Annotated in this window: 26 protein-coding genes; 10 read left to right on the top strand and 16 right to left on the bottom strand. The window is 71.3% G+C overall.

Annotated features, from left to right (window positions below; translation table 11 throughout):
- Positions 1 to 31 precede the first annotated feature (31 nt).
- Positions 32 to 1,435, top strand: coding sequence for an NAD(P)/FAD-dependent oxidoreductase (locus tag LOZ83_RS34980; RefSeq protein WP_236796145.1), 1,404 nt, complete (start codon positions 32 to 34; stop codon positions 1,433 to 1,435).
- On the opposite strand, the gene LOZ83_RS34975 is transcribed toward LOZ83_RS34980, so the two are convergent.
- Genes LOZ83_RS34975 through LOZ83_RS34965 form a run of 3 tightly spaced genes read right to left on the bottom strand, consistent with a single transcriptional unit; the run spans position 1,413 to position 5,071 of the window.
- Positions 1,413 to 2,921: a class I adenylate-forming enzyme family protein gene (locus LOZ83_RS34975; RefSeq protein WP_236796144.1), complete on the bottom strand. Its 1,509-nt coding sequence runs from the start codon at positions 2,919 to 2,921 to the stop codon at positions 1,413 to 1,415. The genes LOZ83_RS34980 and LOZ83_RS34975 overlap by 23 nt on opposite strands.
- Entirely contained in the window at positions 2,918 to 4,114 is a 1,197-nt protein-coding gene (locus LOZ83_RS34970; protein WP_236796143.1) for an NAD(P)/FAD-dependent oxidoreductase, read from the bottom strand. The genes LOZ83_RS34975 and LOZ83_RS34970 overlap by 4 nt, the downstream gene beginning before the upstream one ends.
- Positions 4,115 to 4,132: 18 nt before the next feature.
- The gene (locus tag LOZ83_RS34965; RefSeq protein ID WP_236796142.1) at positions 4,133 to 5,071 is read right to left on the bottom strand and encodes a PDR/VanB family oxidoreductase; all 939 of its coding nucleotides are present in this window, start codon (positions 5,069 to 5,071) and stop codon (positions 4,133 to 4,135) included.
- Positions 5,072 to 5,189: 118 nt separating this feature from the next.
- Between LOZ83_RS34965 and cysC the strand changes: the two genes are divergently transcribed.
- The gene (gene cysC / locus LOZ83_RS34960; protein WP_236796141.1) at positions 5,190 to 5,762 is read left to right on the top strand and encodes an adenylyl-sulfate kinase; all 573 of its coding nucleotides are present in this window, start codon (positions 5,190 to 5,192) and stop codon (positions 5,760 to 5,762) included.
- Between the two features lie 2 nt (positions 5,763 to 5,764).
- Complete coding sequence (locus LOZ83_RS34955) at positions 5,765 to 6,532, top strand: sulfotransferase (RefSeq protein ID WP_236796140.1); 768 nt, start codon at positions 5,765 to 5,767, stop codon at positions 6,530 to 6,532.
- On the opposite strand, the gene LOZ83_RS34950 is transcribed toward LOZ83_RS34955, so the two are convergent.
- The 6 genes from LOZ83_RS34950 to LOZ83_RS34925 all read right to left on the bottom strand — a co-directional run bounded on the left by LOZ83_RS34950 (position 6,502) and on the right by LOZ83_RS34925 (position 11,573).
- Complete coding sequence (locus tag LOZ83_RS34950) at positions 6,502 to 7,281, bottom strand: S9 family peptidase (RefSeq protein ID WP_236796139.1); 780 nt, start codon at positions 7,279 to 7,281, stop codon at positions 6,502 to 6,504. The genes LOZ83_RS34955 and LOZ83_RS34950 overlap by 31 nt on opposite strands.
- Before the next feature lie 73 nt (positions 7,282 to 7,354).
- Complete coding sequence (locus tag LOZ83_RS34945) at positions 7,355 to 7,963, bottom strand: trimeric intracellular cation channel family protein (RefSeq protein ID WP_236796138.1); 609 nt, start codon at positions 7,961 to 7,963, stop codon at positions 7,355 to 7,357.
- 79 nt (positions 7,964 to 8,042) lie between these two features.
- On the bottom strand, positions 8,043 to 8,909 hold the full coding sequence (locus tag LOZ83_RS34940) for an undecaprenyl-diphosphate phosphatase (RefSeq protein WP_236796275.1): 867 nt from the start codon (positions 8,907 to 8,909) through the stop codon (positions 8,043 to 8,045).
- A gap of 2 nt (positions 8,910 to 8,911) precedes the next feature.
- Complete coding sequence (locus tag LOZ83_RS34935) at positions 8,912 to 9,571, bottom strand: DedA family protein (protein WP_236796137.1); 660 nt, start codon at positions 9,569 to 9,571, stop codon at positions 8,912 to 8,914.
- Positions 9,572 to 9,585: 14 nt separating this feature from the next.
- A complete protein-coding gene (locus LOZ83_RS34930) occupies positions 9,586 to 10,875 on the bottom strand; it encodes an ATP-binding protein (RefSeq protein WP_236796136.1) in 1,290 nt (429 codons plus the stop codon).
- Positions 10,851 to 11,573: a response regulator transcription factor gene (locus LOZ83_RS34925; RefSeq protein ID WP_236796135.1), complete on the bottom strand. Its 723-nt coding sequence runs from the start codon at positions 11,571 to 11,573 to the stop codon at positions 10,851 to 10,853. The genes LOZ83_RS34930 and LOZ83_RS34925 overlap by 25 nt, the downstream gene beginning before the upstream one ends.
- A 173-nt stretch (positions 11,574 to 11,746) precedes the next feature.
- Between LOZ83_RS34925 and LOZ83_RS34920 the strand changes: the two genes are divergently transcribed.
- Positions 11,747 to 13,696 carry a LamG-like jellyroll fold domain-containing protein gene (locus LOZ83_RS34920; RefSeq protein WP_236796134.1) on the top strand — a complete coding sequence of 650 codons (1,950 nt, stop codon included), beginning with the start codon at positions 11,747 to 11,749 and terminating at the stop codon, positions 13,694 to 13,696.
- Positions 13,697 to 13,784: 88 nt separating this feature from the next.
- On the top strand, positions 13,785 to 14,669 hold the full coding sequence (locus LOZ83_RS34915) for an SMP-30/gluconolactonase/LRE family protein (RefSeq protein WP_236796133.1): 885 nt from the start codon (positions 13,785 to 13,787) through the stop codon (positions 14,667 to 14,669).
- A gap of 2 nt (positions 14,670 to 14,671) precedes the next feature.
- Here LOZ83_RS34915 and LOZ83_RS34910 read toward each other — a convergent pair whose 3' ends face one another.
- Positions 14,672 to 15,235, bottom strand: coding sequence for a TetR/AcrR family transcriptional regulator (locus tag LOZ83_RS34910; protein ID WP_236796132.1), 564 nt, complete (start codon positions 15,233 to 15,235; stop codon positions 14,672 to 14,674).
- A 98-nt stretch (positions 15,236 to 15,333) separates the two neighbouring features.
- Here LOZ83_RS34910 and LOZ83_RS34905 point away from each other — a divergent pair, with 98 nt between their 5' ends.
- Positions 15,334 to 16,236, top strand: a complete 903-nt coding sequence (locus LOZ83_RS34905; RefSeq protein ID WP_236796131.1) for an aldo/keto reductase — start codon at positions 15,334 to 15,336, stop codon at positions 16,234 to 16,236.
- On the opposite strand, the gene LOZ83_RS34900 is transcribed toward LOZ83_RS34905, so the two are convergent.
- The gene (locus tag LOZ83_RS34900; protein ID WP_236796130.1) at positions 16,233 to 16,982 is read right to left on the bottom strand and encodes an anti-sigma factor domain-containing protein; all 750 of its coding nucleotides are present in this window, start codon (positions 16,980 to 16,982) and stop codon (positions 16,233 to 16,235) included. The two genes, LOZ83_RS34905 and LOZ83_RS34900, sit on opposite strands and share 4 nt — an antisense overlap.
- Positions 16,979 to 17,566, bottom strand: coding sequence for an ECF RNA polymerase sigma factor SigK (gene sigK / locus LOZ83_RS34895; RefSeq protein ID WP_236796129.1), 588 nt, complete (start codon positions 17,564 to 17,566; stop codon positions 16,979 to 16,981). Before sigK ends, LOZ83_RS34900 begins: the two co-directional genes overlap by 4 nt.
- A 109-nt stretch (positions 17,567 to 17,675) precedes the next feature.
- Here sigK and LOZ83_RS34890 point away from each other — a divergent pair, with 109 nt between their 5' ends.
- Positions 17,676 to 19,154, top strand: coding sequence for a molybdopterin-dependent oxidoreductase (locus tag LOZ83_RS34890; RefSeq protein WP_236796128.1), 1,479 nt, complete (start codon positions 17,676 to 17,678; stop codon positions 19,152 to 19,154).
- 14 nt (positions 19,155 to 19,168) lie between these two features.
- Entirely contained in the window at positions 19,169 to 19,789 is a 621-nt protein-coding gene (locus LOZ83_RS34885) for a fasciclin domain-containing protein (RefSeq protein ID WP_236796127.1), read from the top strand.
- On the opposite strand, the gene LOZ83_RS34880 is transcribed toward LOZ83_RS34885, so the two are convergent.
- Together LOZ83_RS34880 and LOZ83_RS34875 are read right to left on the bottom strand one after the other, a co-directional pair.
- Positions 19,776 to 20,045: a helix-turn-helix transcriptional regulator gene (locus LOZ83_RS34880; protein ID WP_236796126.1), complete on the bottom strand. Its 270-nt coding sequence runs from the start codon at positions 20,043 to 20,045 to the stop codon at positions 19,776 to 19,778. The two genes, LOZ83_RS34885 and LOZ83_RS34880, sit on opposite strands and share 14 nt — an antisense overlap.
- On the bottom strand, positions 20,045 to 20,536 hold the full coding sequence (locus tag LOZ83_RS34875) for a DUF2975 domain-containing protein (RefSeq protein WP_236796125.1): 492 nt from the start codon (positions 20,534 to 20,536) through the stop codon (positions 20,045 to 20,047). The genes LOZ83_RS34880 and LOZ83_RS34875 overlap by 1 nt, the downstream gene beginning before the upstream one ends.
- Positions 20,537 to 20,667: 131 nt before the next feature.
- On the opposite strand from LOZ83_RS34875, the gene LOZ83_RS34870 reads away from it, so the two are divergent.
- Both LOZ83_RS34870 and LOZ83_RS34865 read left to right on the top strand, forming a co-directional pair.
- Positions 20,668 to 21,825, top strand: coding sequence for a cation:proton antiporter (locus LOZ83_RS34870; RefSeq protein ID WP_236796124.1), 1,158 nt, complete (start codon positions 20,668 to 20,670; stop codon positions 21,823 to 21,825).
- 221 nt (positions 21,826 to 22,046) lie between these two features.
- Positions 22,047 to 24,362 carry a hypothetical protein gene (locus tag LOZ83_RS34865; protein WP_236796123.1) on the top strand — a complete coding sequence of 772 codons (2,316 nt, stop codon included), beginning with the start codon at positions 22,047 to 22,049 and terminating at the stop codon, positions 24,360 to 24,362.
- A gap of 78 nt (positions 24,363 to 24,440) precedes the next feature.
- Here LOZ83_RS34865 and LOZ83_RS34860 read toward each other — a convergent pair whose 3' ends face one another.
- The gene (locus LOZ83_RS34860) at positions 24,441 to 24,998 is read right to left on the bottom strand and encodes a methylated-DNA--[protein]-cysteine S-methyltransferase (RefSeq protein ID WP_236796274.1); all 558 of its coding nucleotides are present in this window, start codon (positions 24,996 to 24,998) and stop codon (positions 24,441 to 24,443) included.
- Positions 24,999 to 25,030: 32 nt separating this feature from the next.
- Positions 25,031 to 25,513 (bottom strand): RNA polymerase sigma factor, encoded by a 483-nt coding sequence (locus LOZ83_RS34855; protein ID WP_236796122.1) that lies wholly within the window; start codon positions 25,511 to 25,513, stop codon positions 25,031 to 25,033.
- Positions 25,514 to 25,571: the final 58 nt, after the last annotated feature.

Genomic DNA, 25,571 nt, shown 5'->3' with positions numbered 1-25,571 from the left:
ATCGCCGTCGCGTTCGTTGGGGGACAACACCATGCCGATCTCGCCCGCCGCCGTCTTCGACCGGCTCAGTGAGCCGAAGCCGCCGACGGACACGCCTGTCCTGTTCGGCACCGCGATCGTCATCGGCGGCAGCGTCGCCGGGCTGCTGGCGGCCCGGGTGCTCGCCGACCACGCCGAGACGGTGCTCGTCATCGAGCGCGACGACCCCGGCGCGAGCAGCGAGCCGCGGGCTGGAGTGCCGCAGGGCAACCAGATCCACGCGCTGCTGCCCGGCGGGCTCCGGCAGCTGGAACGGTGGTTTCCCGGGTTCGCCGAGCAGGCGCTGGCCGGCGGCGCGCGCCCGGCGCCCGCGTCGGTCCGGCACGCCTACACGGACGGCGTGCGCAAGGTCAGCGGCTCGCAGGCGATGATGCTCAGCGGCAGCCGCCCGTTCCTGGAGGCTCAGATGCGCCGGCACACACTCGCGCTGCCCAACGTGAAGGCGATCACCGGCCGGGCCACCGGCGTGCGGTTCGACGGCGACGCCGTGACCGGCGTGCGGCTGGAGGCCGACGGCGCGGAGACCGTGGAGCGGGCGGACTTCGTGGTGGACGCGATGGGGCGGTCCAGCCGGCTCAGCGACTGGCTGGAGCAGGGTGGCTGGCAGCGGCCCGCCATGCAGCGAATGATCGTCGACCTCAACTATGCCACCGCCGCCTTCCGCCGGAACGGGGACGGGCCGGATGTCAACGCGCTGCTGGCCGTGTGCTCGCCGGAGCTGTCCCCGCACGTTGCCGGCGTGGCGATCTGCCAGGTCGAGCGGGACCGGTGGCTGGTGATGGCCGGCGGCTACGCCGAGCACCGGCCGGGCCGGACCACCGAGGACCTGATCACCTTGTGCCGCACGGAGTTCCCGCCCGTGTTCGGCCAGGTGGTGTCGAACGAGGTCGTCGAGGACGTACGGACCTACCGGCACGCCGACAGCCGGCGGCGCGACTTCCACCTGCTCGAGCGGATGCCGGCGCGGCTGGTCGTGGTCGGCGACGCGGTCGCCTCGTTCAACCCCATCTACGGCCAGGGCATGTCGTCCGCGACGCTGCACGCCTCGTGCCTGTCCGAATTCCTGCGCTCGCGGCCTGACCTGTCGAAGCCGGCGCGCGGCTTCTTCGAGTTGCAGAAGGTCGTCGTGGACGCCGCGTGGTCCATCTCCACCGGGGCCGACCTCGCGCTGCCGCACGTCGACGGGCCGTACCCGCGCTTCTACAAGGTGCTCCAATGGATCAACGGCCAGATCATCGCCGCCTCCGTGCACGACAGCGAGATCTGCCGGCGCTTCGACGAGGTCACCTTCATGCTCAAGCACCCCAGCACGCTGGCGAGCCCGGCAGTGCTGCTCCGGTCGATCCTGGTGAACCTGCGGGCGAAACGGCTCGCTACCCACGAGAAGCGGGCTTGAACGGCTCGGAGCGCAGCCGGTCCTTCAGGATCTTCCCGCCGGGGTTGCGCGGCAACGGTTCCGAGCGCACCGAAAAGTACTGCGGCACCTTGAAATCCGCGAGCCGGTCACGCAGGTAGGCCAGCACCGCGGCCTCGTCGAACCCGGTGCCGGCCACCGGCACCACGACCGCGCCGACCTTCTCGCCCATCATCGAGTCCGGCACGCCCACCACCGCCGACTCGCCGATCCCCGGCGCACCGGCCAGCGCGTTCTCCACCTCGACGCAGTACACGTTCTCGCCGCCGCGGTTGATCATGTCCTTCGCCCGGTCGGCGATCGACACCAGGCCCTGTTCGTCGATCCGGGCGAGGTCGCCCGTCCGCAGCCAGCCGTCGACGAACGTCGCGGCGGTCGCGTCGGGCTTGTTCCAGTAGCCCGCAACGACATTCGGACCACGGATCAGCAGTTCTCCGACACCCGCGTCGTCCGGCGAGTCGAGGGCCAGGTCGACCACGGGTGCGGCGAACCCGACCGACTCGGGGTGCTCCAGCGCCCACTCGTGCGGCAGGTAGGTCGAGATCGAGGACGTCTCGGTGAGCCCGAAACCGTTGGCGAGACGGGCGTTCGGGAAGTGCTTCGCGATCTGCTCGACGAGCGCGGGCGCGACCGGCGCGCCACCGTAGGCGACCCGGTTGATGCCGCTCAGGTCGAAGTCGCCGAAGTTCTCCTGCCGGAACGCCAGATAGTAGATCGCGGGCGTGTTGGTGATCGAGGTGACGCGCTCGTCGACCATCGCACGCAGGAAGGTCTGCACGGCGAACTTGGGCAGCACGATCGTGCTGCCGCCGATCGCGAGCTGCGGGATCAGCTGGCTGTTGCACGCGGTGACGTGGAACAGCGGCACGGACACCAGGTTCCGCAGTCGCGGTCCCTCGCCGTCGGCGATGCCGACCAGGCGGCGTGTGTTCTCCACAGTGGACAGAAAGTTGCCGTGCGTGGTCATCGCGCCCTTGGGGCGGCCGGTGGTGCCGCTGGTGTAGAAGATCGCGGCCAGATCGGCGGAAACCGCGCCGTCATAGGCATAAGGTGCGCCGTCCGGCAGTGGCGCACCGGGCCGCAGCGCGTGCGAGACGGCCGAGTCGGTGAGCACGTACTCGATCTCCGGGGCGGCGAACCGGGTGTTGACCGGCACCGGCACCCCGCCGGCCAGCACGCTGCCGAGGAAGCCGAGCACCCAGTCCGCGCCGTTGTCGAGCAGCACGCCGACCCGGTCGCCGGGCCGGATTCCGTTGTCCCGCAAGCCTCCCGCGACGCGCGCCGCGCGGTCCCACAGCTGCCGGTAGGACAGGTGCTCGCCGTCGACCTCCGCGATCGCCTCCTGCTCGGGCCACTGCTCCACGGTGGCGCGCAGCATCGCGACGAGCGACTCAGGCTGGTTCTCGTACTGCGCGATCCCGGCGTCGTCGCGGTAGATCCCGTTGGTGGCAAAGGGTTGCACGGTCATGCCGCCGCCTCGAACAGGGCCCGCAGGTTGTCCTCGGTGAAGAAGTCGCGGCCGTTGAGCCCGCCGGCCATCATCCGGAACCACTGCTGGGTGTGCTGGGGGCTGGCCGGGAGCGCCCGCATCACTTCGAGGTAGTTGTCCGGGAACACCAGTTTCGACGACTCGCAGGTGAACCTGTACATGCCCTTGCTCGACTTGTCGCGCTGCGCCTGGTATTCGGCGAGTGCCTCGGTCAGCGGCCGCGCCCCGGACAGGCCTTCGTGCGCCCGCTCCGCGAGCAGGTCGGCGTAGCTGAACGCGTCGCTGATCCCGAGGCCGGTGAACGGGTCCTTGTGGTAGCCGGCGTCGCCGACCAGCGCCCAGCCCTCGCCGTGCGAGACCCGGTAGAAGTTCTCGGGCTGCCGCGCGACGTAGAACCGCTCGTCCCGCTCGCCGGTGCCGACCAGCTCCGCGAGATCGGGCGCGGTTTCCTTGAACGCCCGGTGGAAGTTGCCCTCGATGTCCGTGCGGAACTCGCTGAACCGGTCCACCATCTGCACGACCCAGAGCAGCGTCTTGCCGTCATGGGTGGGCCAGCCGCCGACCGCCTGCCGGTCCCGGATCCGCAGCTGGCTCTGCATCTGCAGGCCGGTCCAGTACGAGTAGCAGGTGAAGGTGTGCGCCGGCACCACGTTGTACTGCTCGGCGCCGGTGAGCTGCGCGACGGTGGAGGCGCGGCCGTCCGCGCCGATCACCAGGCGGGCGTGCTCGGTGATCGTCCGGTCCTGCTCGTCGCGGCCGGTGATACCGGTCACGGTTTCGCCGTCGCGGACCAGCCCGGTGACCGCGATCCCTTGGCGCAGCTCGACTCCGGCCGCGCGGGCGGCGTCCTGCAGCAGGTTGTCGAGCACGATCCGCCGGGGCGCGTAGATCTCTTCGATCCCGTCGATCGGGTCGGAGAAACCGGAGAACATCGCGTCGTCGTAGGACATCGTGATGGTGTGCACGGGCGTGCAGCCGGTGGCCTTCAGCTCGTCCAGCAGGCCCCAGTCACGCAGCCGGGCGAGACCGCCCTGGCGGAGCAGATGCGTGGAGACCGTGTCCTTGGGGAAGGTCGCCCTGTCGACGCAGAGCACCCGGTACCCGCGCCGGGCCAGCAGCATCGCGGTAGTGGCACCGGCGCAGCGCGCGCCGACGACGATCACGTCGTACATGGTTCCTGCCTTCCGTGGTCAGGCATCGAGGACGAGCCGGTCCGCGCGGGCGCGGGAGACGCAGATCAGCATCGTCCGGCCCGATTCCTGTTCCTCCGGCGTCAAAACCGAGTCCCGGTGGTCGATCTCGCCTTCCAGTACCGTGGTCTCGCACGTCGCGCACGTTCCCTCGCGGCACGACGACGGCACGTCCGCGCCCGCCCGCTCCAGTGCGTCCAAAATGGACATGTGCGCGGGCACTTCGACGGTCTGGCCGGACAGCGCCAGCTCGACGGTCAGCGGGCGATCGGGCCCGGTCTCGATCTCCTTGGGGTGGAAGCGTTCCGTGCGCAGAATCGCCGGCTCCGCGCGCTGCTCGACGGCGGCCAGCAGCGGTTCGGGGCCACAGCAGTAGACGAGTGTGCCCTGGGTCACCTGGCCGAGGATCTGCTCCAGCGGAATGAGCCCGCATTCGTCCTCGGGATACCAGCTGACCTTTTCGCCGTAGGCGGCCAGTTCGGCGGCAAACGCCATCCGCGCACGCTGGCGGCCGCCGTAATGCAGTTGCCAGGCGGCGCCACGTCCGTCGAGTTCGCGGATCATCGGCAGCAGCGGGGTGATCCCGATCCCGCCCGCGATCAACACGTAGGATTCCGCTTCCGTTAACGGAAAATTGTTACGCGGCTCGCGGATCTCCAGTATCGATCCGGGCTTCACCTCGTCGTGCAGGTGTGCCGAACCGCCACGGCTCGGCTGCTCGCGCAGCACCGCGATGCGGTAGCTGTCGCGGTTCGCCGGGTCACCGCACAGCGAATACTGGCGCTCCAGACCGCCGGGCAGCAGCACATCGACGTGTGCGCCGGGGGTCCACGGCGGCAACGGCGCGCCGGAGGGGTCGGAGGGGTCGGTGAGCACAAAGGACAGTACGTCTTCGGCTTCCCGGCTGACGGACAGGACTCGCACCGATGTGCTGATCACGCGGACCAGTCTCGCAGGATCCCGTTCCCGCGCGGGCATCTATTAGAGAAACCGATGGTCGGATCGCAGCTCGGGAATTCGCTATCCGCGCCCCCTCTTCTGCTGCCAGAAATAGCACGTGAACGAACGGAAACGAGGCGGCACGGTCCTGCTGACCGGGTTGCCGAGTTCGGGGAAGACCACACTGGCCACCGCCACGCGGGACCTCGCCACCCGCGCCGGGCAGGCCGCCGAGGTGCTCGACGGCGACGACGTGCGCCGCCGCCTCTGGCCGGAGCTCGGCCTCTCCCGCGAAGACCGGGAAAAGAACCTCAGCCGGATCACCACCGTCGCGATTTTGCTGGCCCGCCACGGTGTTCTCGCCATCGTGGCGGCGATCGCGCCGTACGCGAGCGATCGTGACCTGATGCGCACCCGGCACGACGACGCCGGGCTCGCCTTCATCGAAGTCCACGTCGCGACCCCGCTGGCGGTCTGCCAGCGCCGCGACGTCAAGGGCCTGTACGCGAAGCGGGCCAGCGGCGCGCTGGCCGGGCTCACCGGGGTCGATGCCGCCTACGAGGAGCCGATGCTGCCCGACCTGCGGATCGACACGTCCGGCGAGACCGTGTCCGAGTCCGCCGGCCACGTGCTCGATCTCGTGATCCACCGGGGCCTGATCGAGGCCTCGCTGACCCCGCAGGGAGGCTGACCGTGCACCGGCTGGTGCCCTCGCCGATCTTCGTCCTGACCGCGCCCCGGTCCGGTTCCACGCTGCTGCGTTCGGTGCTGGACAGCCATTCCCGCGTGCACGCGCCGCACGAGCTGCATCTGAACCTGCTGAGCGTGCGGGAGCGGGAGTGGGTGGCCAACGGCTTCAGCGACCGCTACGCCAGTATCTCGCTGGACGCGCTCGGGCTGAGCATCCGCGAGCTCGAACACCTGCTCTGGGACCGCCTGCTGCACCACGAACTGCTGCGCAGCGGGAAGGACCTGATCGTCAACAAAACGACCAGCAGCGTGCAGTCCTGGCGGCGGATCGCCGAATGCTGGCCGGACGCCCGGTACGTCTTCCTGTTCCGCAACCCGCTGCACATCGCCGACTCGTTGGCCCGCGCCTGGCCCGACCGGCCCGATATCGATCCGGCGCGCAGGGCGGCGGAGTTCGTCGCCGTGATGAACGAGGCCCGCGCCGAGCTGCCCGGCCACGAGGTGCGCTACGAGGAGCTGACCACCCGGCCCGCGGAGACCGTCCGGCGGTTGTGCGATTTCCTCGGTGTGGCTTGGGAACCGGCGATGCTCGACTACGGCCGGTTCGATCACGGGGAGTACGTGCGCGGGATCGGCGACTGGAGCGAGATCATCCGGTCCGGCGTGATCCAGCCGGGCCGGCCGGTCCCGTCCGGCACGGCCATGGCCGAAGCGCTCGAACCCGCCTGCCGGTCCTGGGGCTACTTGCCCGATCCGGTGGGCACGCAGTAGCGCGCGGCCCAGCTCGCGAGCATGGTCGCCACGTACTCGGCGTCGGCGCGCTGGGTGAGCAGGTGGTCGGCGCCGTCGAGCGCGATGAACGACTTCGGATGCCGGGCGGCGTCGAAGATCCGGCGCGCGTTGGCGATTCCGACGAGTTCGTCCGTGGGCGAGTGCAGCACCAGCAGGGCGGCGCCGAGCTTCGCGATCCGCTCGGCCTGCCGCTGGGCGGCGATGTCGTCGAGGAACTCCTTGCGGATACAAAACGTCCGGCCGGCGAGCACGACGTCCGCCTCCCCGCGCCGCTCGATCTCGGCCCGGCTCTCGCCCAGCAGGCCCAGCACGTGCTCGGGGTCGGCGGGCGCCGCGATGGTCGCCACGGCACGCACGGCGGGCAGCCGGTGCGCCGCGGCGAGGACGGCGGCACCGCCTAGTGAGTGTCCGATGAGGATGGACACCGGCCCGAGGTTCGCCTGCACGTACTCGGCGGCGCGGCACAGATCCTCGACGTTGGAGGTGAACCCGGTGTTCGCGAAGTCCCCGCCGGACCCGCCGAGGCCGGTGAAGTCGAACCGCAGCACCGCGATCCCGAACCCGGTCAGCGCCCGCGCGATCCGGGTCGCCGCGACCACATCCTTGCCGCAGGTGAAGCAGTGCGCGAACAGGGCGTAGGCCCGGATCTCGCCCTCGGGCAGCTCCAGCCGGGCGGCCAGTGGCGCCCCCTGCGACCCGGGAAACTCGATCTTCGTGCTCGTGCCCACGAGCACAACCTACGGTGACCGTGGCGCGGCACGGTCACCGAACGCGCGGCACGTAAGGATCTCGTCGTCGTTCTTACGGTCCGGTGAACGATCCGGGCAGCTGCCAGCCCCGCCAGAGCGAGACCAGCCTGAGCACGACGGCCACCACGGCACCGGCGACGGTCGCGGCCGGCACCGACCCGGTCAGGGTGTCCAGCGCGACGGTCACCCCGGCCCCGGCCAGTGCCGAGACGGCGTAGAGCTCGCGGCGCAGCACGATCGGGATCTCGGTGACCAGCACGTCCCGGACGACTCCCCCGCCGACGGCGGTGACCGTGCCGATCAGCACCGCCGCCAGCGGCCCGGCGGCGTGGTCCAGCGCGTAGATCGCGCCGGTCGCGGTGAACAGGCCCATCCCGAACGCGTCGAACAGCAGTTCCAGCGGGCGCAGCCGGGACAGCCGCGAATGCAGCACGAACACCGCGAGCGACGCGGCGACCGCCGAGACGAGGCTCGGCCAGTGCGTGAACGCCAGCGGCGGCGACACGTTCAGCGCCAGGTCGCGCAGCACCCCGCCGCCGGTGCCGGTGGCCACCCCGACCACGACCACGCCGAGCAGGTCGAGGCGCCGCCGGACCCCGACGAGCGCCCCCGACACGGCGAACGCGGCGATCCCGGCGAGCGAAAGCAGCTCGCCGATCACCGCGGGTCGTTCCTCTTGCCAGTTCCCACGGGGAGTCAGTGTCGCGCGCCGGGGGCGTGCGCGCGACACTGACACGGGCTCACGCCAGGGTGAGCCAGAGCAGGCTGCCGAGTCCGGCCAAACCGCAGTAGATGGCGAACGGGGTCAGCGTGCGGGTGTGGAAGTAACGAATCAGGAACCGCACGGCGAGGTAGGCGCTGACGAACGACGCGATACTGCCGGCCAGGATCGGGCCGTGGATGCCCGCGCCGAGCGGTCCGGTCAGGTCGGGGATCTTGAGCGCGCCGGCGGCCAGGATCACCGGTGTGGCAAGGAGAAACGAGAACCGGGCGGCGTCCTCATGGGACAGTCCACGAAGGAGCCCGGCGACCATCGTCACCCCGGAACGGCTGATTCCCGGCAGCAGCGCGAGAATCTGCGCCGAACCGATCAGCACCCCCCGGCCCATCGGCAGCCGTGCCAGGCGCTCGTCCGGTGATCCGACGTCGGCGGCGGCGGCGCGGCGGCGGAGCCGTTCCCCCAGATACAGCACGACCCCGTTGGCGATCAGGAAGCTCGCCGCGGGGATGGGTTTGCCGAGCGTCGTGCGGAAGAGATGTTCCAGTGCCAGCCCGGCGATCCCGACGGGGATGGTGGCCAGGATGATCAGCCAGGCGAGCCGCTCGGCGGGAGTTTTCACCCGGCGGTACCGGATCGAGGTGAAGAACCCGCCGATGATCCGCACCCAGTCGCGCCAGAAGAACAGCAGGAGCGCCAGCGCGGTCGCCACGTGCAGGCCGACGATGAACGCCAGGTACGGCGACTCCGGCGCGGACACGTCGAGATCCTTCGCCCACTGCCCGCCGACGAGCGCGGGGATGAGCACGCTGTGCCCGAGGCTGGAGACCGGGAACAGTTCCGTGACACCCTGGAAGGCGCCGACGACGATGGCTTCGAGATAGGTCAGGCTCACTGCTGAGAGGTCCCCTTGCGGCGGGCGCGCAGCAGTTCACGCGCTACCGGGATGAGCGACAGCAGCACGATGACCGCGATGATCGGCAGCAGATAGGTGTCGATGCTGGGGATCTGGCTGCCCAGCAGGTACCCGGCGAGGGTGACGCCGAGCGACCACACGAGCCCGCCGATCACCTGCCACAGCGTGAAGGCCCGCGCGGGCACGCCGAGGGCACCCGCGAGCGGGTTGAGCACCGTGCGGACCAGTGGGATGAACCGGGCGAGCACGACGGCCTTGCCGACGCCGTAGTTGTTCAGCACCTCGCGGGCGCGCACGGTCGCGGCGTGCAGCCTCGGCCGGTCCGGGCGATCGAGCAGCGCGGGCCCGGCGCGGCGGCCGATCAGGTAGCCGGCCTGGGCGCCGAGCAGCGCGCCCACCGCCGCGGCGACCAGCACCCACGGCAGCGACAGGTGCAGCGCGGCACCCGAGGTCGTCGCGCACAGCAGGCCCGCGGTGAACAGCAGCGAGTCACCGGGCAGGAAGAAACCGATCAGCAGCCCGGTTTCGGCGAACAGGACCACCGCCACCCCCAGCGGGCCGAAGGTGGCCAGCAGGCTGTGCGGGTCGAGTGGGTTCAACGCGAGAACATGCACGGTCGAAGTCTCGCCGGGCACGGGTTAACGGGTGGCTAACCGACCGCAAGGGCAGGGTCATCGATCGGCAGCAGCAGCGAAAAAGTCGGCGGCGCGGGGCGCGAGAGCCACAGCCGCCCGCCTTCGGCCTCGGCGAGACCGCGCGCCAGCCCGAGCCCGATCCCCCGGCCGGTGCCGGATTCCCGGCGGGCGAACGGGTCGAGATCGTCGCCGATACCGGGACCTTCGTCGGACACGTCCACCGCGAACGCGCCGCCGGCGTCGCGCGCGGTGACGGTCACGGTGCCCCGGCCGTGGCTGACCGCGTTGTCCAGCAGCACGGCCAGGATCTGCCGGATCGCCGCCTCCGACGCGCGCGGCGCGGGCGGGTCGTCCACGACGATGCGCAGCTGCCGGCCCCCGGCCGCGAGCAGCCCGCGCCAGCCCTGCTCGACCTCGGCGAGCAGCGCGCCCAGATCGGCCGCGCCGGTGGCCGGGCGCTGGTCGCGCGCCAGCGTGAGCAGGTCGTGGATGGTGCGTTCCAGCCGGTCCGCGGTCTCGATCCCGTCGCGGACGGCGGCGTGCACCTCGTCGGGATCCGTCGTGTCCAGCGCCGCTTCGAGCTGCAACCGCAGCCCGGCCAGCGGCGTGCGCAGCTGGTGGGAGGCGTTGGCGGAGAAGGCGCGTTCGCGTTCGAGCATGTCCCCGATGCGCTCGGCGGTGGTGTTCACGGCCGTGCCGGCCGAGTCGATCTCAGCCACCCCCGCCGGCCGCGCCCGGACGGTGAAATCGCCCTCCCCCAGCCGCCGCGCCGTCCGCGACAGCTCCTCCAGCGGGCGCGCGAGCCGGGCCGCCATCCGGCGCGCGACCAGCCAGGTGAGCCCGAGCGCGGCGACCGCCAGCCCCAGCATCACCAGCCAGGTCAGCACGATGCGCAGGTAGAACTCAAACCGCCCGCCCGTGGTCCGGACCACCCCGACCAGCACGCCGTCGTCGGTGACCGGGGTGGCGAACGCCAGATCCGGGTCGCCCCGCACCGGTTCGCCGGCCATCGCGCGGGCCACGATCTCGTCCGCGGTGGCGGGACCGGTGCCCGCGAGCAACCGGCCGTCCGGCGCGTAGACCGCGACGTCGGCGTCACCGCCGGTCGCCGGCAGCTGGACCGTCGCGGGGTGCCGGGCGAGGTCGTCGGCGAGCGCGAGCGCGGTGGAGTCGGCGACCCGTTCCAGCTCGGCCCGCTCGTCGTCGAGGTAGTACTTGGCGACCCCCGCGGCCAGCGGCAGCCCGAACAAGCTGATCGCGAGCACCGCGGCGGCCACCGTCAGTGCGACGATCCGCTTGCGCACGTCCCCTCCCCTGGTAGCTCCAGCCGGTAGCCGTGGCCGCGCAGCGTGGAGATCCGAGGCACCTCGTCCGGTGCGGGCGCCGCGTCGGCGAGCTTGCGGCGCAGCGCGGCGATGTGCACGTCGAGCGTCTTGGTCGAGCCGTACCAGTGCGCGTCCCACACGTCGCTCATCAGCGCGTCCCGGCTGATCGCCGCGCCCGGGGCCTGCGCGAGGCGGGCCAGCAGGTCGAACTCCTTGGCCCGCAACACCACCTCGCGCCCGCCCAGGTGCACCCGCCGGGCGGTGACGTCGACCCGCAACGGCCCGACCTCGAGGGCGTCCGCCGGGGCACCGGCCGGGCCGCGCCGCAGGTGGGCGCGGACCCGGGCCAGCAACTCGGCGAGCCGGACGGGTTTGGTGAGATAGTCGTCCGCCCCGGCCTCCAGGCCGACGACGACGTCCATCTCCTCCTGCCGGGCGGTGAGGATCACCAGCACGGCGGACGGCTGCCCGGCGCGCAACCGCCGGCACACCTCGATCCCGTCCAGGTCGGGCAGGCCCAGGTCGAGCAGGACGAGGTCGAAGATGTCCGCCTCGGCGGCCACGAGCCCGCCCGCGCCCGTACGTTCCCAGCGGACGGTGAAGCCGTGCCGGCGCAGGCTCGCCTCCAGCACGCCCCCGATCGTCTCGTCGTCCTCCACCACCAGCAGCCGTGACATGTCCGCAGCCTAATCGGGGAACAGTCCTGGTCACGGGCACGCCCAGGTGGACCGGAATGTCCCTTTACAGGCGTCACGCAGCTGATCGATCCGCGTCACCTGACGTTCGTTCCGGCTTGGCCGGTTCGACGTAGCGTCCGGTCGGCTTGTTTCCCACCCCGAAAGGCACAGCCATGTGCGATCCACACGGCGCCGATGAGGCATCGGCGAAGACGGGACCAAACCGGCGAACCTTCCTGCGTACCGCGGGTCTCGCCGGTGCGGGGGCGGCGGCTCTCGCCCCCCTCGGCGCGCTCCCCGCGTTCGCCGCCGACAACCAGCAGCAAAGAAACATCGGCCGCTGGAACCCCGATCCGGACAGCCTCCAGTTCACCCTGGCCGTCATGCCCGACACCCAGTTCCTGTACTGGGGCAGCCAGAACAGCATCAACTCGCTCCCGCAGGAGGAGTCGTTCCGCTACGTCATCAACAACAGCGGCAACGACGGCAACCCGAACAACATCGTCTTCATGGCGCACCTCGGCGACCTGACCCAGGACGCCGACCCGTCGTCGTTCCAGGCGGTCGGCAAGGCGTTCGAAATGCTGGACTCGCGCAACGTCGCGTACAGCGTGCTGGCCGGCAACCACGACGTCAGCGGTGACGACACCCGCGGCTCCACGCCGTACCTGCAGACCATGGGCCCGCAGCGGTTCGCCCGGTCGAAGACGTTCGCCGGCGCCGACCCGAGCGGCTACAACACCGCGCACATCTTCCAGGCCGCCGGCCGCGAATGGCTGCTGCTGGCGATGGACTGGCGGGTTTCCGCGCAGGGCTTCGCGTGGGCCAACCAGGTCATCAAGGACCACCCGAAGCTGCCGGTCATCCTCACCTCGCACGAGATCGTCGGCTCGATCTACGACGACAACGTGTACCCGTACGAGTCGGGCGATCCCGAGAACAACGCGGTGTTCACCGGCTACGGCGAGCAGGTCTGGCAGAACCTGATCACCAACAACGACCAGATCTTCCTCACCCTCAACGGCCACTTCTGGCCGCCGGGGCGGGTGACCCGCCAGAACGCGGCCGGCCACGACGTGCACCTGCACATCACGAACTACCAGAACCGCTACTTCGGTGGCGGCGGAATGCTGCGGCTCTACCATTTCGACCTGGCCCGCAACACGATCGACGTCGAGACCCTGTCGCCGTGGATCCTGGCCCAGGAGCCGGAGCAGCGGAACGCGCTGGCCGCCCAGGAAGCGCGGCTCACCACGAGCGTCGACAACTTCTCCATGGCGATCGACTTCGAGCAGCGGTTCTCGAGCTTCATCCCGGTCACCACCCGCCCGGCCCGCCCGGCGAACAAGGTGCTGGTGCCGGGCACCCTGGCGTACTGGCGGTTCGACCAGGGCGGCGCGAACGGCACCCCGGTCACCGGTAGCCAGCAGGTCCGCGACCTGTCCGGGCACGGCAACGACCTGACGCTGCTGTCCGTGCCGGGCAGCGCCGCCGACGCGCTGACCTGGTCCGACGACCACCACCCGGACCAGCCGGGGCACGCCAGCGTGCGATTCGCCGGCGGCCGCAACCCGCTGCACGGCGCGTACCTGACCACCGGCCAGCAGGCTCCGCTGAACGCCGAGACGTTCGCCCGCGGGTACACGATCGAGACGTTCATCAAGATCCCGCTCGGCTGGGACGCCGGCAACAACGGCTGGGCGTCCGTGCTCAGCCGGTGGGGCGAGGCCGGCAAGGCGGGCAAGAGCGGCCGCAACACCGACCCGCAGGAGCCGGTGGCCACGCTCAGCATTTCGAACAACGGCCGCGAGCCGCAGTTCAACTGCTACCCGCTGAACAACACCTACCCGACCACCAACTGGGGGCACGGGCTGGTCGAGAACACCTGGTGGCACCTGGCCGTGGTCAACGACGGCCGGCACACGATGCTGTACGTGGAAGGCGCCCCGGTCGTCGACAACCCGTCCACGATCTCGGTCGGCATCACCTCGCTCGGCCTGCCGTGGCTGCTGGGCGGGCACGAGTACGGCGGCGCGATCGACATGGTGTTCCTCGGCTGGATCGGTGACGTCCGGATCGTGAACCGCCCGCTGTCCATCCCGGAGTTCATGACCGGCAAGTAGCGCCACGCTCCCGTCGCCGGCCTCAACGCCGACGCCGGGACGGGAGCACCCGCTTGACAGTCCGGGCCGAAGTCGTGACCATGCGCTGATGCGGCCCGGCACAGTGACCACCGTCGTCGACGGCTTCGCGTTCCTCGAAGGACCACGCTGGCACGACGGACGGATCTGGTTCTCCGATTTCTATCTGCACCAAGTGTTTTCGGCCCGCGAGGATGGTTCGGACCAGCGGGTCGAAGCGGACGTCCCAGGCCAACCGTCCGGGCTGGGCTGGCTCCCCGACGGACGGCTGGTGATCAGCTCCATGCGCGATCGCAGGCTCCTGCGGCGCGAGCCCGACGGCACGCTGGTCACCCACGCCGACCTGAGCGGGCACGCCGGCGGCCATCTCAACGATCTGGTCCTCGACGCGCAAGGCCGGGTGTACGTCGGCAACTTCGGCTTCGACCTGATGGATGGCGCCGCGCCCCGCCCGGCCGCGCTGCACCGGGCCGATCCCGACGGCACGGTCACCGAGGTCGCCGCGGAGTTGTGGTTTCCCAACGGAAGCGTGCTCACGGACGACGGGGGACTCCTCGTCGGCGAGACGTTCGGCAACCGGGTCACCGCCTTCGACGTGACCGGCGACGGACGGCTGGTGAACCGCCGCATCTGGGCGGAGTTCGGTCCGCTGCCGGTCGACCGGGCGCCCGGCGAACCCTTGCCACGGCTGGTTTCCCCGGACGGCTGCTGTCTCGACGCGGAAGGCGCGCTGTGGATCGCGGACGCCACCGGCGCGCGGCTGTTGCGGGTCGTCGAGGGCGGCGAGATCACCGATGAGATCGAGCCGGGCACACCCGTGTTCGCCTGCGCGCTCGGCGGTTCCGACGGGAAGACTCTTTTCGCTTGCGCCGCACCGGATTTCGCCGAGGAGGCACGGACGGCCGCGCGCGAGGCGAGCCTGATCGCGATCCCGGTCGACGTGCCCGCCGCCTGACGTCAGCTCCGGCGCAGGCCGTCCATCAGCAGGTCCAGCAGCCGGTCTGCCTGGTCACGCCGCTGACCGCAGGCGACCAGGATCCCGAGCACGCCGACGACCACGTCCTCAGCGCGCACATCGGCGCGCACCGTGCCGGCGGCGGCACCCGCGTCGAGCAGTTGTTTCGCGGCGGCGGACAGCTCGGCGCGGGCTTCCGCCGAGGTGACCGTGCCGGAGACGATCAGCGCGCGCAGGGCGTCGCCCAGCTCCCGTTTGGTCGCCACGTAGTCGCCGAACCGGTCCATCCAGGCGCGCAGCGCGCGGTCCGGGGACAGGGTGGCCAGCAGTTCGCCGGCGCTGTCGTGCAGCCAGGTCCGTTCGGCCCGGTACACGGCCTCGACCAGCGCCTCCCGGGTCGGGAAATGCCGGTAGAGGGTGCCGATGCCGACGCCGGCCTCGCGGGCGATCGCCTCCAGGGACACCTTGTCCTCGCCCGTGGTGAACGCCTCGCGGGCCACCTCGACGAGGCGCTGCCGGTTGCGCCGCGCGTCCACGCGCACGGCCTTTCCCTGAGTCCCGGCCATACCGGAGGGTCCTCCGATTCTGCTACGCTTCGTTGTACCGGAGGGACCTCCGGTACATCCTCGACCACCACTATGCCATTCCGGCAAGGGAGCACGACATGAGCGACACCACCCGGCAGGCACCCGGGGGCACCACGACACTGGCCGGGCACCGGGTCGCCCGGGTCGGTTTCGGCGCGATGCAGCTGGCCGAGTCACCCGGCCGCCCGCCCGTCGACCGCGAGACCGGCGTCGCGGTCCTGCGCGCGGCGATCGAGCAGGGCGTCAACCACATCGACACCGCACAGTTCTACGGAGAAACCGTCGCGAACGAGCTGATCCGGGCCGCGCTGCATCCCTATCCGGACGACCTGGCACTGGTGAGCAAGGTCGGCGCGGTGCGCGACGAGCACGGCGACCTGGTCGCCGCGCAACGACCGGAGCAGCTGCGCGCGAGCGTCGAGGCGAACCTCGCGACGCTTGGCGCGGACCGGCTCGCGGTGGTCAACCTCCGCCGGACGGACACCCCGCCCGGGATCGTCGCCGAGGGCGACCAGCGCGTCGATCTCGACAGCCAGCTCGCGGAACTGGTAGCGCTGCGGGACGACGGCAAGATCGGCGGGATCGGGCTGAGCGCCGTCAGTGCCGGGCAGCTGCGCCAGGCGCTGCCCGCCGGCATCGTGTGCGTGCAGAACGCGCACAGCCTGCTCGACCGCTCCAGCGAACCCCTGCTCGACCTGTGCCGGGAGCACGACGTGGCCTGGGTGCCGTTCTTCCCGCTCGGTTCGGCGTTCCCGGGCTTCCCCAAGGTCACCGAGCACGCGACCGTGCGCGCCGCGGCCACCGCCCTGGGTGTCACCCCCGCCCAGGTCGGTCTGGCGTGGGAGCTCGCGCACTACGCGCGCACCCTGCTCATCCCCGGCACCGCGAATCCGGCCCACCTGACCGAGAACGTCGCCGCCGGAGCCATCCGGCTCAGCGCGGAAACGATGGCCGAACTCGACGGTCTCGCCACTCGCTAGAGCAGGAACCACACCACCGGGCTCGTCGTCGGCTCCCGCGAACCGCCCGCCGGTTCGATGGTCATCGCCACCTCGTCGGCGCCACCGAGGGAGCCGAACAGCAGCGGCGTCGCCGTCCTGCCGGCAGGCCCGAGTACGCCGATCGACTTCGCCGTCCCGTCGGCGATCACCCATGCCTGGTAGGTCGAAGTGGCGGGCTGGTCCGGCATCCCCGACACGAACAGCAGCCCGCGGTCGAGCTGCCGCGACACCAGCACGCTGCCCCCGCCGGCCCGGCCGCCCTGTGCCGGGATGGCGCGCAGGTCAGGTGCCGACAGCAGCTCGGCCACGGCGTTCTGCGCCGACCGCACCTGCGAAAGCTGCGCACGCGCGGCGTCGAGCCGGCTCTGCGTCTGGTAGGCCACCACGCCGAGCGCGGCGGCCACGGCGACGGCGACCGCGGCCGCCACCGACACCAGCCGGACCGGCCAGCGATGCCCGCGCCGCGCCGGCACGCGCGGGTACCCGATGCCAGGTGGTTCCTGGCGCACCTGCCCGATCCTCGCCAGCACCTGCTCCTTCATCCCGGCAGGCGGGGTTTCGGACACGGCGAGTCCCAGCCGGACAGTGGTCTCACGCAGCCCGGCGACCTCCTGCACACACTCGGGACATTCGGCCAGATGCCGCTCGAACTGGCGGCGTTCGGGCTCGTCGAGCGCGTCCAGCACGTAGGCACCGGTGAGTAGGTGCACGTCGGGCGTGGTCATCGGGTCACCCCCAGGCAGTCACGCAGCCGGATCAGCCCGTCGCGGAGCCTCGTCTTGATCGTCCCCAATGGACTGCGCAGCAGCTCGGCCACCTCGGGGTAGGTGTGCCCGCCGTAGTAGGCCAGCAGCACGGACTCTCGTTGCAGCTCGGTCAATGTGGACAGGCACCGCCGCACCTGCTCGCGTTCCAGCCGCGCGGTCACCGCCTCGACCACTTCGTCGAACTCCCGCCCCGGCGCCATCGTGCCCACCCGCTGCTCGCGGTCGGCGCTGGCCTGCGCCGAGCGCACCCGGTCGACCGCGCGGCGGTGCGCGAGCGTCAGTGCCCAGTTCACCGCGCTGCCCTGCGCGGGGTCGTACCGCGGTGCCGTCCGCCACAGCTCGACCAGCACCTCCTGGGCGACCTCCTCGGACTGCGCGACGTCGCGCACCACGCGCCGGACCACGCCGAACACCGGGCCGGCCACGATGTCGTGCAGCTGCTCGAAGGCCGCCTCGCTGCCCCGCGCGACCTGGGCCAGCAGGTCTTCCGGGCTGAGGCCGCCGCCTCGCAGCGACGGTATGGCGCGCACCGAGTCGTCCATTCATCGATCCTCTCGTACTTCCGCGCCGCTTATTCGGTGCCGGCGCGACGCCGGATTGGTCCGGGAATCCGGACCAAACCGAGCCCGCCGCAGCTTCGAAACCGGGGACGTGAAGCGAAGACTCGCCCGGCTCGGGCTGGGCGCCCTGATCGGCGTCCTCGCCGCGGCCACCGCCCTCGGGACCGGTGAGCTCGTGGCCGCCTTCACCGGCCCCGCCACGGCTCCGGCGCTCGCGGTCGGCACGGCGCTGATCGATCTGGCACCGGTGTCCGCGAAGGAGTTCGCGATCCGCGAGTTCGGCACCAACGACAAGCCGGTGCTGATCGGCGCGGTCCTGATCGTGCTCGCGGCCGTCGCGATGGTCGCGGGCGCCTTGGCGTTACGGCGTCCGTGGCTCGGCGCCGCCGTAGTGACGATGCTCGGCGTGGCGGGGATGGCCGCTGCCGCGATTTCCCCCGTGGCGACCGGTCTTTCCGTGCTGCCGTCACTCGCGGCCGCGGTCGCCGGCGCTGCCACGCTGATGGCGCTGGCCCGGCCACGGCCGGCATCGACCGGCCGCCGGGCACTGCTGATCGCGGGCGTCGCGGCGGCCGCCTGGGCCGGTGGCCGGCTGCTGCAAGGCAATTCGGGTTCCGCGAACGTCCGGATCCCGCCGCCCGCCGAGCCGGCACCGCAACCGCCCGCGGGTCACGAATTCCCCGTCGCCGGTCTCACCCCGTACCGTACGTCCACAAAGGACTTCTACCGGGTGGACACCGATCTGGTGCTGCCACAGGTCTCGCCGGACGAGTGGACGCTGCGCGTGCACGGGATGGTGGACCACGAGCTGCGGCTGAGCTTCGCGGACATCCTGCGGCGGCCACTCGTCGAGCGCGACCTCACCTTGTCCTGTGTTTCCAACGAAATCGGCGGACCGTATGTCGGGAACGCGCGCTGGACCGGGATTCCGCTGGCGTCCCTGCTGCGTGAGGCCGGTGCCCGGCCCGGCGCGGAACAACTGCTGAGCACCGCCGTCGACGGGATGACCATCGGCAGCCCCGCCGAGCTGGTCCTCGACGGGCGCGACGCGCTGCTGGCCGTCGCGATGAACGGGGTGCCGCTGCCGGTCGAGCACGGCTTTCCGGCACGGCTCATCGTGCCGGGCCTCTTCGGCTACGCGTCCGCGACGAAATGGGTCCGCGAGCTGAACCTCACCACGTTCGCCGAGCAGCCGTACTGGGTGCGGCGCGGCTACGACCGCACGGGGCTGGCGAAGACCGGCTCCCGCATCGATGTGCCACGCGCTTTCGCCCGCGTACCAGCGGGTCCGGTGACGGTGGCTGGCGTGGCCTACGCGCAGCACCGCGGGATCGCGACCGTGCAGGTGCGCTTCGACGGCGGACCGTGGCGGGACGCCGAACTGACCAGCCAGGTCAGCCCCGACACGTGGCGCCAGTGGCGTTACCGGTGGGAGGCGACCCCCGGCGCCCACCGCATCGAGGTCCGCGCGGCCGACGGGCGCGGCCAGATGCAGCCCGAGCAGCGGGCTCCCGTTTTTCCCAGCGGCGCGACCGGCTGGGAGTCGATCGTGGTGACCGTCACCGCGTGAGGAAAGGAAGAACAATGCAGCTCAAGCGAATCGTGCTCACGGTGACCGCGGTGACCGGCCTGGCCGCCGGACTCGCCGCCTGCGGCGGCTCCGGGGATTCCGGCAGCAGCGGTGCCGGCGCGCCCGCGACGCCGCCGATGAGCAGTAGCCCGGCGGCGGCCGAGGCCCAGTTCGGTGCGGCGTGCGGTCAGGTTCCGGCCAGTGGCGCGGGCAGCTTCCAGGGCATGGCGCAGGCTCCCGTGGCCACCGCGGCGAGCAGCAACCCGCTACTGTCCACTTTGGTCACCGCGGTGCAGAAGGCGAACCTGGCCGACACGCTCAACAGCGCCCAGGGCATCACGGTGTTCGCACCGGACAACGACGCGTTCGGCAAGATCCCCAAGGCCGATCTGGACCAGGTGCTCGCCAACACCGACACGCTCACGAAGGTGCTGCAGTACCACGTGGTGCCGCAGAAGATCACTCCGGCGCAGCTCGCCTCCGGCGATTTCACGACGCTGGAGGGCGCGAGCGTGAAGACCTCCGGCAGCGGCGACAGCTTCACCGTCAACGGCACCGCCAAGGTGGTGTGCGGCAACGTGCAGACGGCCAACGCGACCGTCTACATCATCGATGGCGTGCTCATGCCCTCCTGACGGGCCTTCCGGCCGCCGCGTCGGTGCCGGCGCGGCGGCCGCCCCCGGCGTCCTCGGCCTCCCACCGCAGCAGGTCGCCCGGCTGGCATTCGAGCACCTCGCAGAGCGCGGCGAGGGTCGCGAAGCGGACCGCCTTGGCGCGGCCGTTCTTGAGGACGGCCAGGTTCGCGGGCGTGATCCCGACGCGGTCCGCGAGCTCCCCCACGGACATCTTCCGCCGGGCCAGCATCACGTCGATGTCGACGGCGATCGGCATCAGATCACCTCGTCCAGCTCGGCCCGCATCCGCGTCGCTTCGACGTCGCGCGCGACGGCCTGGGCGAGCAGCATCCGCAGCACGAGCACGATGAGCGCGACCCCGAGGATGGCCACGCCGACCCCGCCCATGATGAGGGTGACGCCCGGGTCGTCCCGCTGGCCCGGCGCGTTGATGATCGTGACCGCGAACCACTCGAGGGCGGCCGCCACGATCGCGCCGATCACGATGTCCACGTACCGGAAGGCGGCGTGGGAGAACACGGTTCCGCGCCGCACCATCGTCACCAGCCGCCAGACGCAGACGACGGCGACCTGTACCGACACCATGCCCAGGATCGCGATCACGCGCAGCGGTGTCAGCGGGAGCGACCCGTCCTCCGGGTCGTTCCCGCTGACCACTGTCCACACCATCAACACCTGGATGAACAGGGTGCCGGCGAGCACCACCGCGAGCACGGCGCGCAGCGCCTGCACTGTCAGCTTTCCCATGACCCGTCCCTCGATCGATTTACGATGCAAACCTATCGAATCTCGATAGCTCGGGCAAGGGCCGGACGCCGCGGTGTTTGCGGCGGCCGCCGGACGCGGCGACGATAAGGGGTCCGCCGAAGGGAGTACCCGTGAGCCTGTTCGCCCTGGCCGTAGTGCTGCTGGCCGGCCTCGCGGGGCCCATCCTGGCCACCGTGAAACACGCGCGCGTCCCGGTCGTCGTCGGTGAAATCCTGATGGGCGTGGTGGTCGGGCGCACCGGCACCGGCTGGGTGCATCCCGATGATCCGGTCCTGTCGTTCGTGGCCTCGGCCGGGTTCGCCCTCGTGATGATGGTCGCCGGGAGCCACGTTCCGTTGCGCGACAAGGCATTGCGGCTCGCGCTGCGCCGCGGGTCGCTGCTCGCCGTCGTGGTGGGCGTACTGGCGGTGCCGGCCGGGATCGGGGTGGCCGCCCTGGTCGGCACCGGGCACGGGCCGCTCTACGCGGTGCTGCTCGCGTCGAGCTCCGCGGCCTTGGTGATGCCGGTAATCGACGAGGCGCGGCTGGACACCCCGCCGGTGCTCGCGACGATCGTGCAGGTCGCGATCGCGGACACGGTGTGCATCGTCGCGCTGCCGCTCGCGGAGGACCCCGCCCGGGCCGCCCGCGCCGCGCTCGGCGCGCTCGCCGTCATCGCGGCCGGCGGCGTCTTCTTCCTGCTGCTGCACTGGCTGCACGCGCGCGGGCTCGTCGACCGGGCACACAAGCTCAGCAAAGCCCGCAATTTCGGACTGGAACTGCGCGTCGCGTTGATCGTCCTCTTTGGACTCGCCGGATTGGCGGAGGCCGTCGGCGTGTCGGTGATGCTCGCCGGGTTCGTCGCCGGTCTGGCGCTCGCCGCCGTCGGCGAACCGCGGCGGCTGGCCCGCCAGCTGTTCGCGGTCACCGAGGGGTTCCTCGGACCGGTGTTCTTCGTCTGGCTGGGCGCCTCGCTGGACCTGCGCGCGCTCGGCCAGCACCCGGTGATGTTCGTGCTGGCCGCACTGCTCGCCGCCGGCGGCGTCCTCGTGCACGCGGCCGCCAGCCTGGCCGGCCAGCCGCTGCCGCTGGCGGTGCTGGCCGGGGCGCAGCTCGGGGTGCCCGTCGCGGCGGTCACCATCGGCACCAGCTCGCACCTGCTCGCCCCCGGCGAGGGCGGCGCGATCCTCGCCGCGGCGCTGGTCAGCATCGGCGTCACCGCGTGGGCCGCGTCCCACGCCGCGAAGAGCCGGGAAGTCCACATTGGACGAACCCAGCGGTCCGGGTGAACAGAACCCGAACAACACCGGTCAGGGAAGGTACTGAGCCGTTCGTTACCAATCCGACCACAGTCACGGCTACCCGGCTTGTGTAGCAACGGTTACGCATTGCCCGGGGTCCGCCTACTTTTGGTCGGATCAGTAACGAGATCCCGGAAAACCTGCCTGGGAGGCATCCGGCCGCGAGCGCGCCCGGCCGGCGTGGCCGGCGGACCCAGCGCGGGCTTCCGATGGTGTGCCTGATCCGGCCGGCCCCGCACGCCGGGCTGCTGCGCGGATTGTCCTGGCGGCTCACCGAAGCCCGCCCCCGCCGGGTTCCGCACAGCCACCTGCGGCTGTCGGCGGACACCGTGCCCGCCGGTGGCGAGGCCGAAGTCCAGCGGATCCGGGAGATCCTCGCCCATGCCGCGCAGGCGCTGGGCAGCAGCCGCAACGCGACCGGCGGGCGCATCCGGTTCCGCCGGTTCGGCCTGCTGGACTGGCTGATGAGCCTGGAACTCGACGAGCCCGACGGCGCGCGGCGCAGCGCCGAACTGCGGGCCGGGCTGCGCGCCCGCGATGTCACGCAACGCTTCGACGACGCCATCACCAGCGTCGACCAGGACGTCCCGGTGTCCGGCTGGCTACGGCTGGCGGCCCGGCTGATCCGGCTCCTCCCGCCGTTGCTGTTCGTCCTGCGGGTGACCGGCCGGGTCCCGCTGATCGGGCAGCAGTACCGGTGGTTCCTGCGGCAGCCGCACCTCACCCCGGAGGTGCCCGGCGGTTTCCCCGGCTTCGCCGAACGGCTCACCGGCGGCGCGGACGGCTGGCGGCAGGAGAACGCCGTCCAGCTCACCCGCTTGCTCACCAACGCTTTCCTGGAGGATCTGCGCCGCGCGTGGCGGATGCCGTGGCGGGCCGGCGGACCGCGGCGGATGACCTACGCGGCACTGCTGCTCGACGACGTCACCGCGGACAACGGCGGCGCCACCCTGTTGCGGCTGATCAACCACGTGCGCAACGAAGTCGGGCTCTTCGATCCGCTGCTGGTGGTCGCGGCCGGTGAGCAGGCACCGCTGGAGGGCACGCGGCGCGAGATCTTCTGCGCGGAGAACGCCGACCGTGCCTATGCGTCCTGGCTGCGGTCCTTGCCGGAAGCCAGGCGGGCCCGGACCGGTTCCGCCTGGCATCTGCGGATCGAGACGCCGGACGCGGCCGGCGAGGACGACGACACCTGGCAGGTCGTCGCTGGTCTGGATCACTACGCGTTCGCGCGCCCGCCGTGGTGGGGCCGGCGGATCGTGCCGGTCGGCGCGGTGGCCGTGCTGCTGGCCGCTGCCGTCACCGGATATTCGGCGTGGAGCGACCGGCACTGCGGGCCGGCGGCGGGCTCGACGCTGGCCTGGATGGACGACCCGTGCATCGGGGTCACCGACGGCCACTACCCGTTCGACCCGGCGCTCGCCGACGTCAGCCGGACGATCCTGGACCAGAACCAGGACGCGGAGGAGAGGCACGGCGAGAATCCGGAGCGGGCCTACCTCACCGTGGTGGACCTGCAGGCGCTGACGCGGGACGACCCCTCGGGCCTGCAGCCGCTCATTCGGGTGCTCATCGGCAACGGCGGCACGAACATGACACACGGGACGACGGTGGCCACGCAGCTGCGCGACCTGCCGATGACCGACGCTCCGCTGGTCGGCGTGATTGGTCTGGACCACAGCACGAAGGGGGTCGACGACACCGTCCTCGCGCTGGCCCTCGACGGCCTGCCCACGATCGGCGCCAGCCTGTCCGAGGACCAGTTGAGCGACTCCAACCCGCTGTACTACCAGGTTTCGCCGCAGAACCACCGGGAAGCCGACGTGGCGGCCGCCTTCGCCACCCGGCTGCGGGCCGCGAACACGATCGACGACGAGATCGAGGTGTTCACCCCGGACGATGAGAACGACACCTACGCGCAGAACCTCACCGCGGATGTGCTGGACAGCTTCACCAAGAGCGGGTTCCGCGTCCGGACAGTGCGGTTCGCACCCACCAACACCCCGTCGGCCGCGGTCAAGCCCGGAATCCTCTACCCCAACCAGAACGGCAAGAACGCCTGCGGATTCCCCGGATTGGTCTACTACGCCGGCGACGGCATGCCGGATTTCAGCGCCTTCATCGAAGGCTTCCGCAACTGCCCGTCGCCGTCGGCGCTGCTCGCCGATGACGACGTGACCCGTTACGTCGCGGATACCGCGGCCCGGGAACAGACCCGGTCGGTCCCGTTCTGGTACACCTCGTTCGCCACGGCACCCACCGCGGCATCACAGGGCCCGGCAGCCGACTTCTACAACGCCGGGAATGGCCTGTACGCGCTGTTCCCGCATGACAAGGGGGAAAACGAGGACCCGTCGCTCGACGGGCACGCGGCACTGTCCTACGACGCGATGCAGGTGCTGATCACCTCGGTCCAACATCTACGGCTGGGCAACGCGTCGATCCCCATCACCCCGGGCGGCGTGTGGCGGGAAGTCCTCAGCATCCGGAGCCGAACATTCGTCCGGTGGAGCAGGGCGAGGTGAAGGGCGTCGCGTTCTACTGCGGCGCACCTGGCGATGCCGGACAGGGCCAGGGCTGCCCGTTCGACCACAGCTGAAGCGTCACGCCTTTTCCAGCAGCAGAAGGGTTTTCTTGACGCTTTCGCCGCCGACGTAGGCGCCGTAGCCGCCGTCGGAGCGGATCACCCGGTGGCACGGGATGATGACCGGCAGCGGGTTCGTCGCACACGCCGTGCCGACCGCGCGAACCGCCCTCGGGCTGCCCGCGGCCCGGGCGACCTCGGCGTAGCTTTCGGTTCGGCCATAGGCGATCTCCGGCAGATGGCTCAGCACCTGCCGGCGGAAACCCTTGGCCAGCCGCAGATCCAGCGGCAGCTCGAACCGCCGGCGCCGCCCGCCGAAGTACTCGTCCAGCTGGCGCGCCGCACTGTCCAGCCGGTCCGGTGCGTTCAGGATCCGCGGGCTCACCGCCTCCGCCAGCGCCGCGAGCACCTCGTCGTGCCGGTCGTAGGCCACCCGCACCAGACCCTGCCCGGTCGAGGCCAGCAACAGCGTGCCCACCGGGGTGTCCACCGTTCGGTAGGCCACGTCCAGCAGGCCGTCACGCTCGGCCGTCACCGCCAGCCGCGCGCGCAGCCGCGCGATCGTCTCGTCCTCCATTGTGGACAGACCAGCCAGAAACTGTTCACTCATCACGATTTTCCTCCTTCGCCGTACGCGCCGCGCAGGGCCTTCATGCCGTCCGCGGCCGCCCGGCGCGCCGCGTCGGTGCTCCCTCCGGTGATCGCGGCGATCTCCTTGTACGGCAGCCCGGCCACGTAGTGATAGGCCACCGCCGCGCGCTGCTTGTCCGGCAGCCGCGCCAGCGCGTCCCACACCTCGGTGCCGCCGTCCCCGGGCACGCCGTCCCGGCTCGGCCGGTCCGGCGGGCTGTCCATGGGAATCGCGTGCCGCGCCCGTGCGCGGGTCGTGTCGATCGCCTTGCGATGGGCGATGGTGACCAGCCAGGCCTCGACGTTGGCGTCCGGCGGCAACTCCGGGTACGCCTTCAACGCGGCCAGAAACGTTTCCGACCAGGCGTCCTCGGCGTCGACCGGCCCCAGCACCGCGCGGCACACGCGCAGCACCATCGGCCCGTAGTCGGCCACGACTTGCTCGAACGGTCGCACCATCACCCCCCGAAGACGTCCCGGCCCGCCGGAACGTGAGATCTCACGTTTGCCGGGCCTCGCG

It is taken from the genome of Amycolatopsis sp. GM8 (assembly GCF_021653975.1).
Lineage (GTDB): Bacteria > Actinomycetota > Actinomycetes > Mycobacteriales > Pseudonocardiaceae > Amycolatopsis_E.
Note: the sequence above shows the minus strand (reverse complement) of the source record. Positions and strands in the feature narration are given on the sequence as shown.

What these genes read in the sequence shown, in the direction of transcription:
- LOZ83_RS34980 (WP_236796145.1), top strand. Translation starts at nt 32, where the DNA reads ATGCCGATCTCGCCCGCCGCCGTCTTCGACCGGCTCAGTGAGCCGAAG.
- LOZ83_RS34975 (WP_236796144.1), bottom strand. Translation starts at nt 2,921, where the DNA reads ATGACCGTGCAACCCTTTGCCACCAACGGGATCTACCGCGACGACGCC.
- LOZ83_RS34970 (WP_236796143.1), bottom strand. Translation starts at nt 4,114, where the DNA reads ATGTACGACGTGATCGTCGTCGGCGCGCGCTGCGCCGGTGCCACTACC.
- LOZ83_RS34925 (WP_236796135.1), bottom strand. Translation starts at nt 11,573, where the DNA reads ATGTCACGGCTGCTGGTGGTGGAGGACGACGAGACGATCGGGGGCGTG.
- LOZ83_RS34920 (WP_236796134.1), top strand. Translation starts at nt 11,747, where the DNA reads ATGTGCGATCCACACGGCGCCGATGAGGCATCGGCGAAGACGGGACCA.
- LOZ83_RS34915 (WP_236796133.1), top strand. Translation starts at nt 13,785, where the DNA reads ATGCGGCCCGGCACAGTGACCACCGTCGTCGACGGCTTCGCGTTCCTC.
- LOZ83_RS34910 (WP_236796132.1), bottom strand. Translation starts at nt 15,235, where the DNA reads ATGGCCGGGACTCAGGGAAAGGCCGTGCGCGTGGACGCGCGGCGCAAC.
- LOZ83_RS34905 (WP_236796131.1), top strand. Translation starts at nt 15,334, where the DNA reads ATGAGCGACACCACCCGGCAGGCACCCGGGGGCACCACGACACTGGCC.
- LOZ83_RS34900 (WP_236796130.1), bottom strand. Translation starts at nt 16,982, where the DNA reads ATGACCACGCCCGACGTGCACCTACTCACCGGTGCCTACGTGCTGGAC.
- sigK (WP_236796129.1), bottom strand. Translation starts at nt 17,566, where the DNA reads ATGGACGACTCGGTGCGCGCCATACCGTCGCTGCGAGGCGGCGGCCTC.
- LOZ83_RS34885 (WP_236796127.1), top strand. Translation starts at nt 19,169, where the DNA reads ATGCAGCTCAAGCGAATCGTGCTCACGGTGACCGCGGTGACCGGCCTG.
- LOZ83_RS34880 (WP_236796126.1), bottom strand. Translation starts at nt 20,045, where the DNA reads ATGCCGATCGCCGTCGACATCGACGTGATGCTGGCCCGGCGGAAGATG.
- LOZ83_RS34875 (WP_236796125.1), bottom strand. Translation starts at nt 20,536, where the DNA reads ATGGGAAAGCTGACAGTGCAGGCGCTGCGCGCCGTGCTCGCGGTGGTG.
- LOZ83_RS34865 (WP_236796123.1), top strand. Translation starts at nt 22,047, where the DNA reads ATGGTGTGCCTGATCCGGCCGGCCCCGCACGCCGGGCTGCTGCGCGGA.
- LOZ83_RS34860 (WP_236796274.1), bottom strand. Translation starts at nt 24,998, where the DNA reads ATGGAGGACGAGACGATCGCGCGGCTGCGCGCGCGGCTGGCGGTGACG.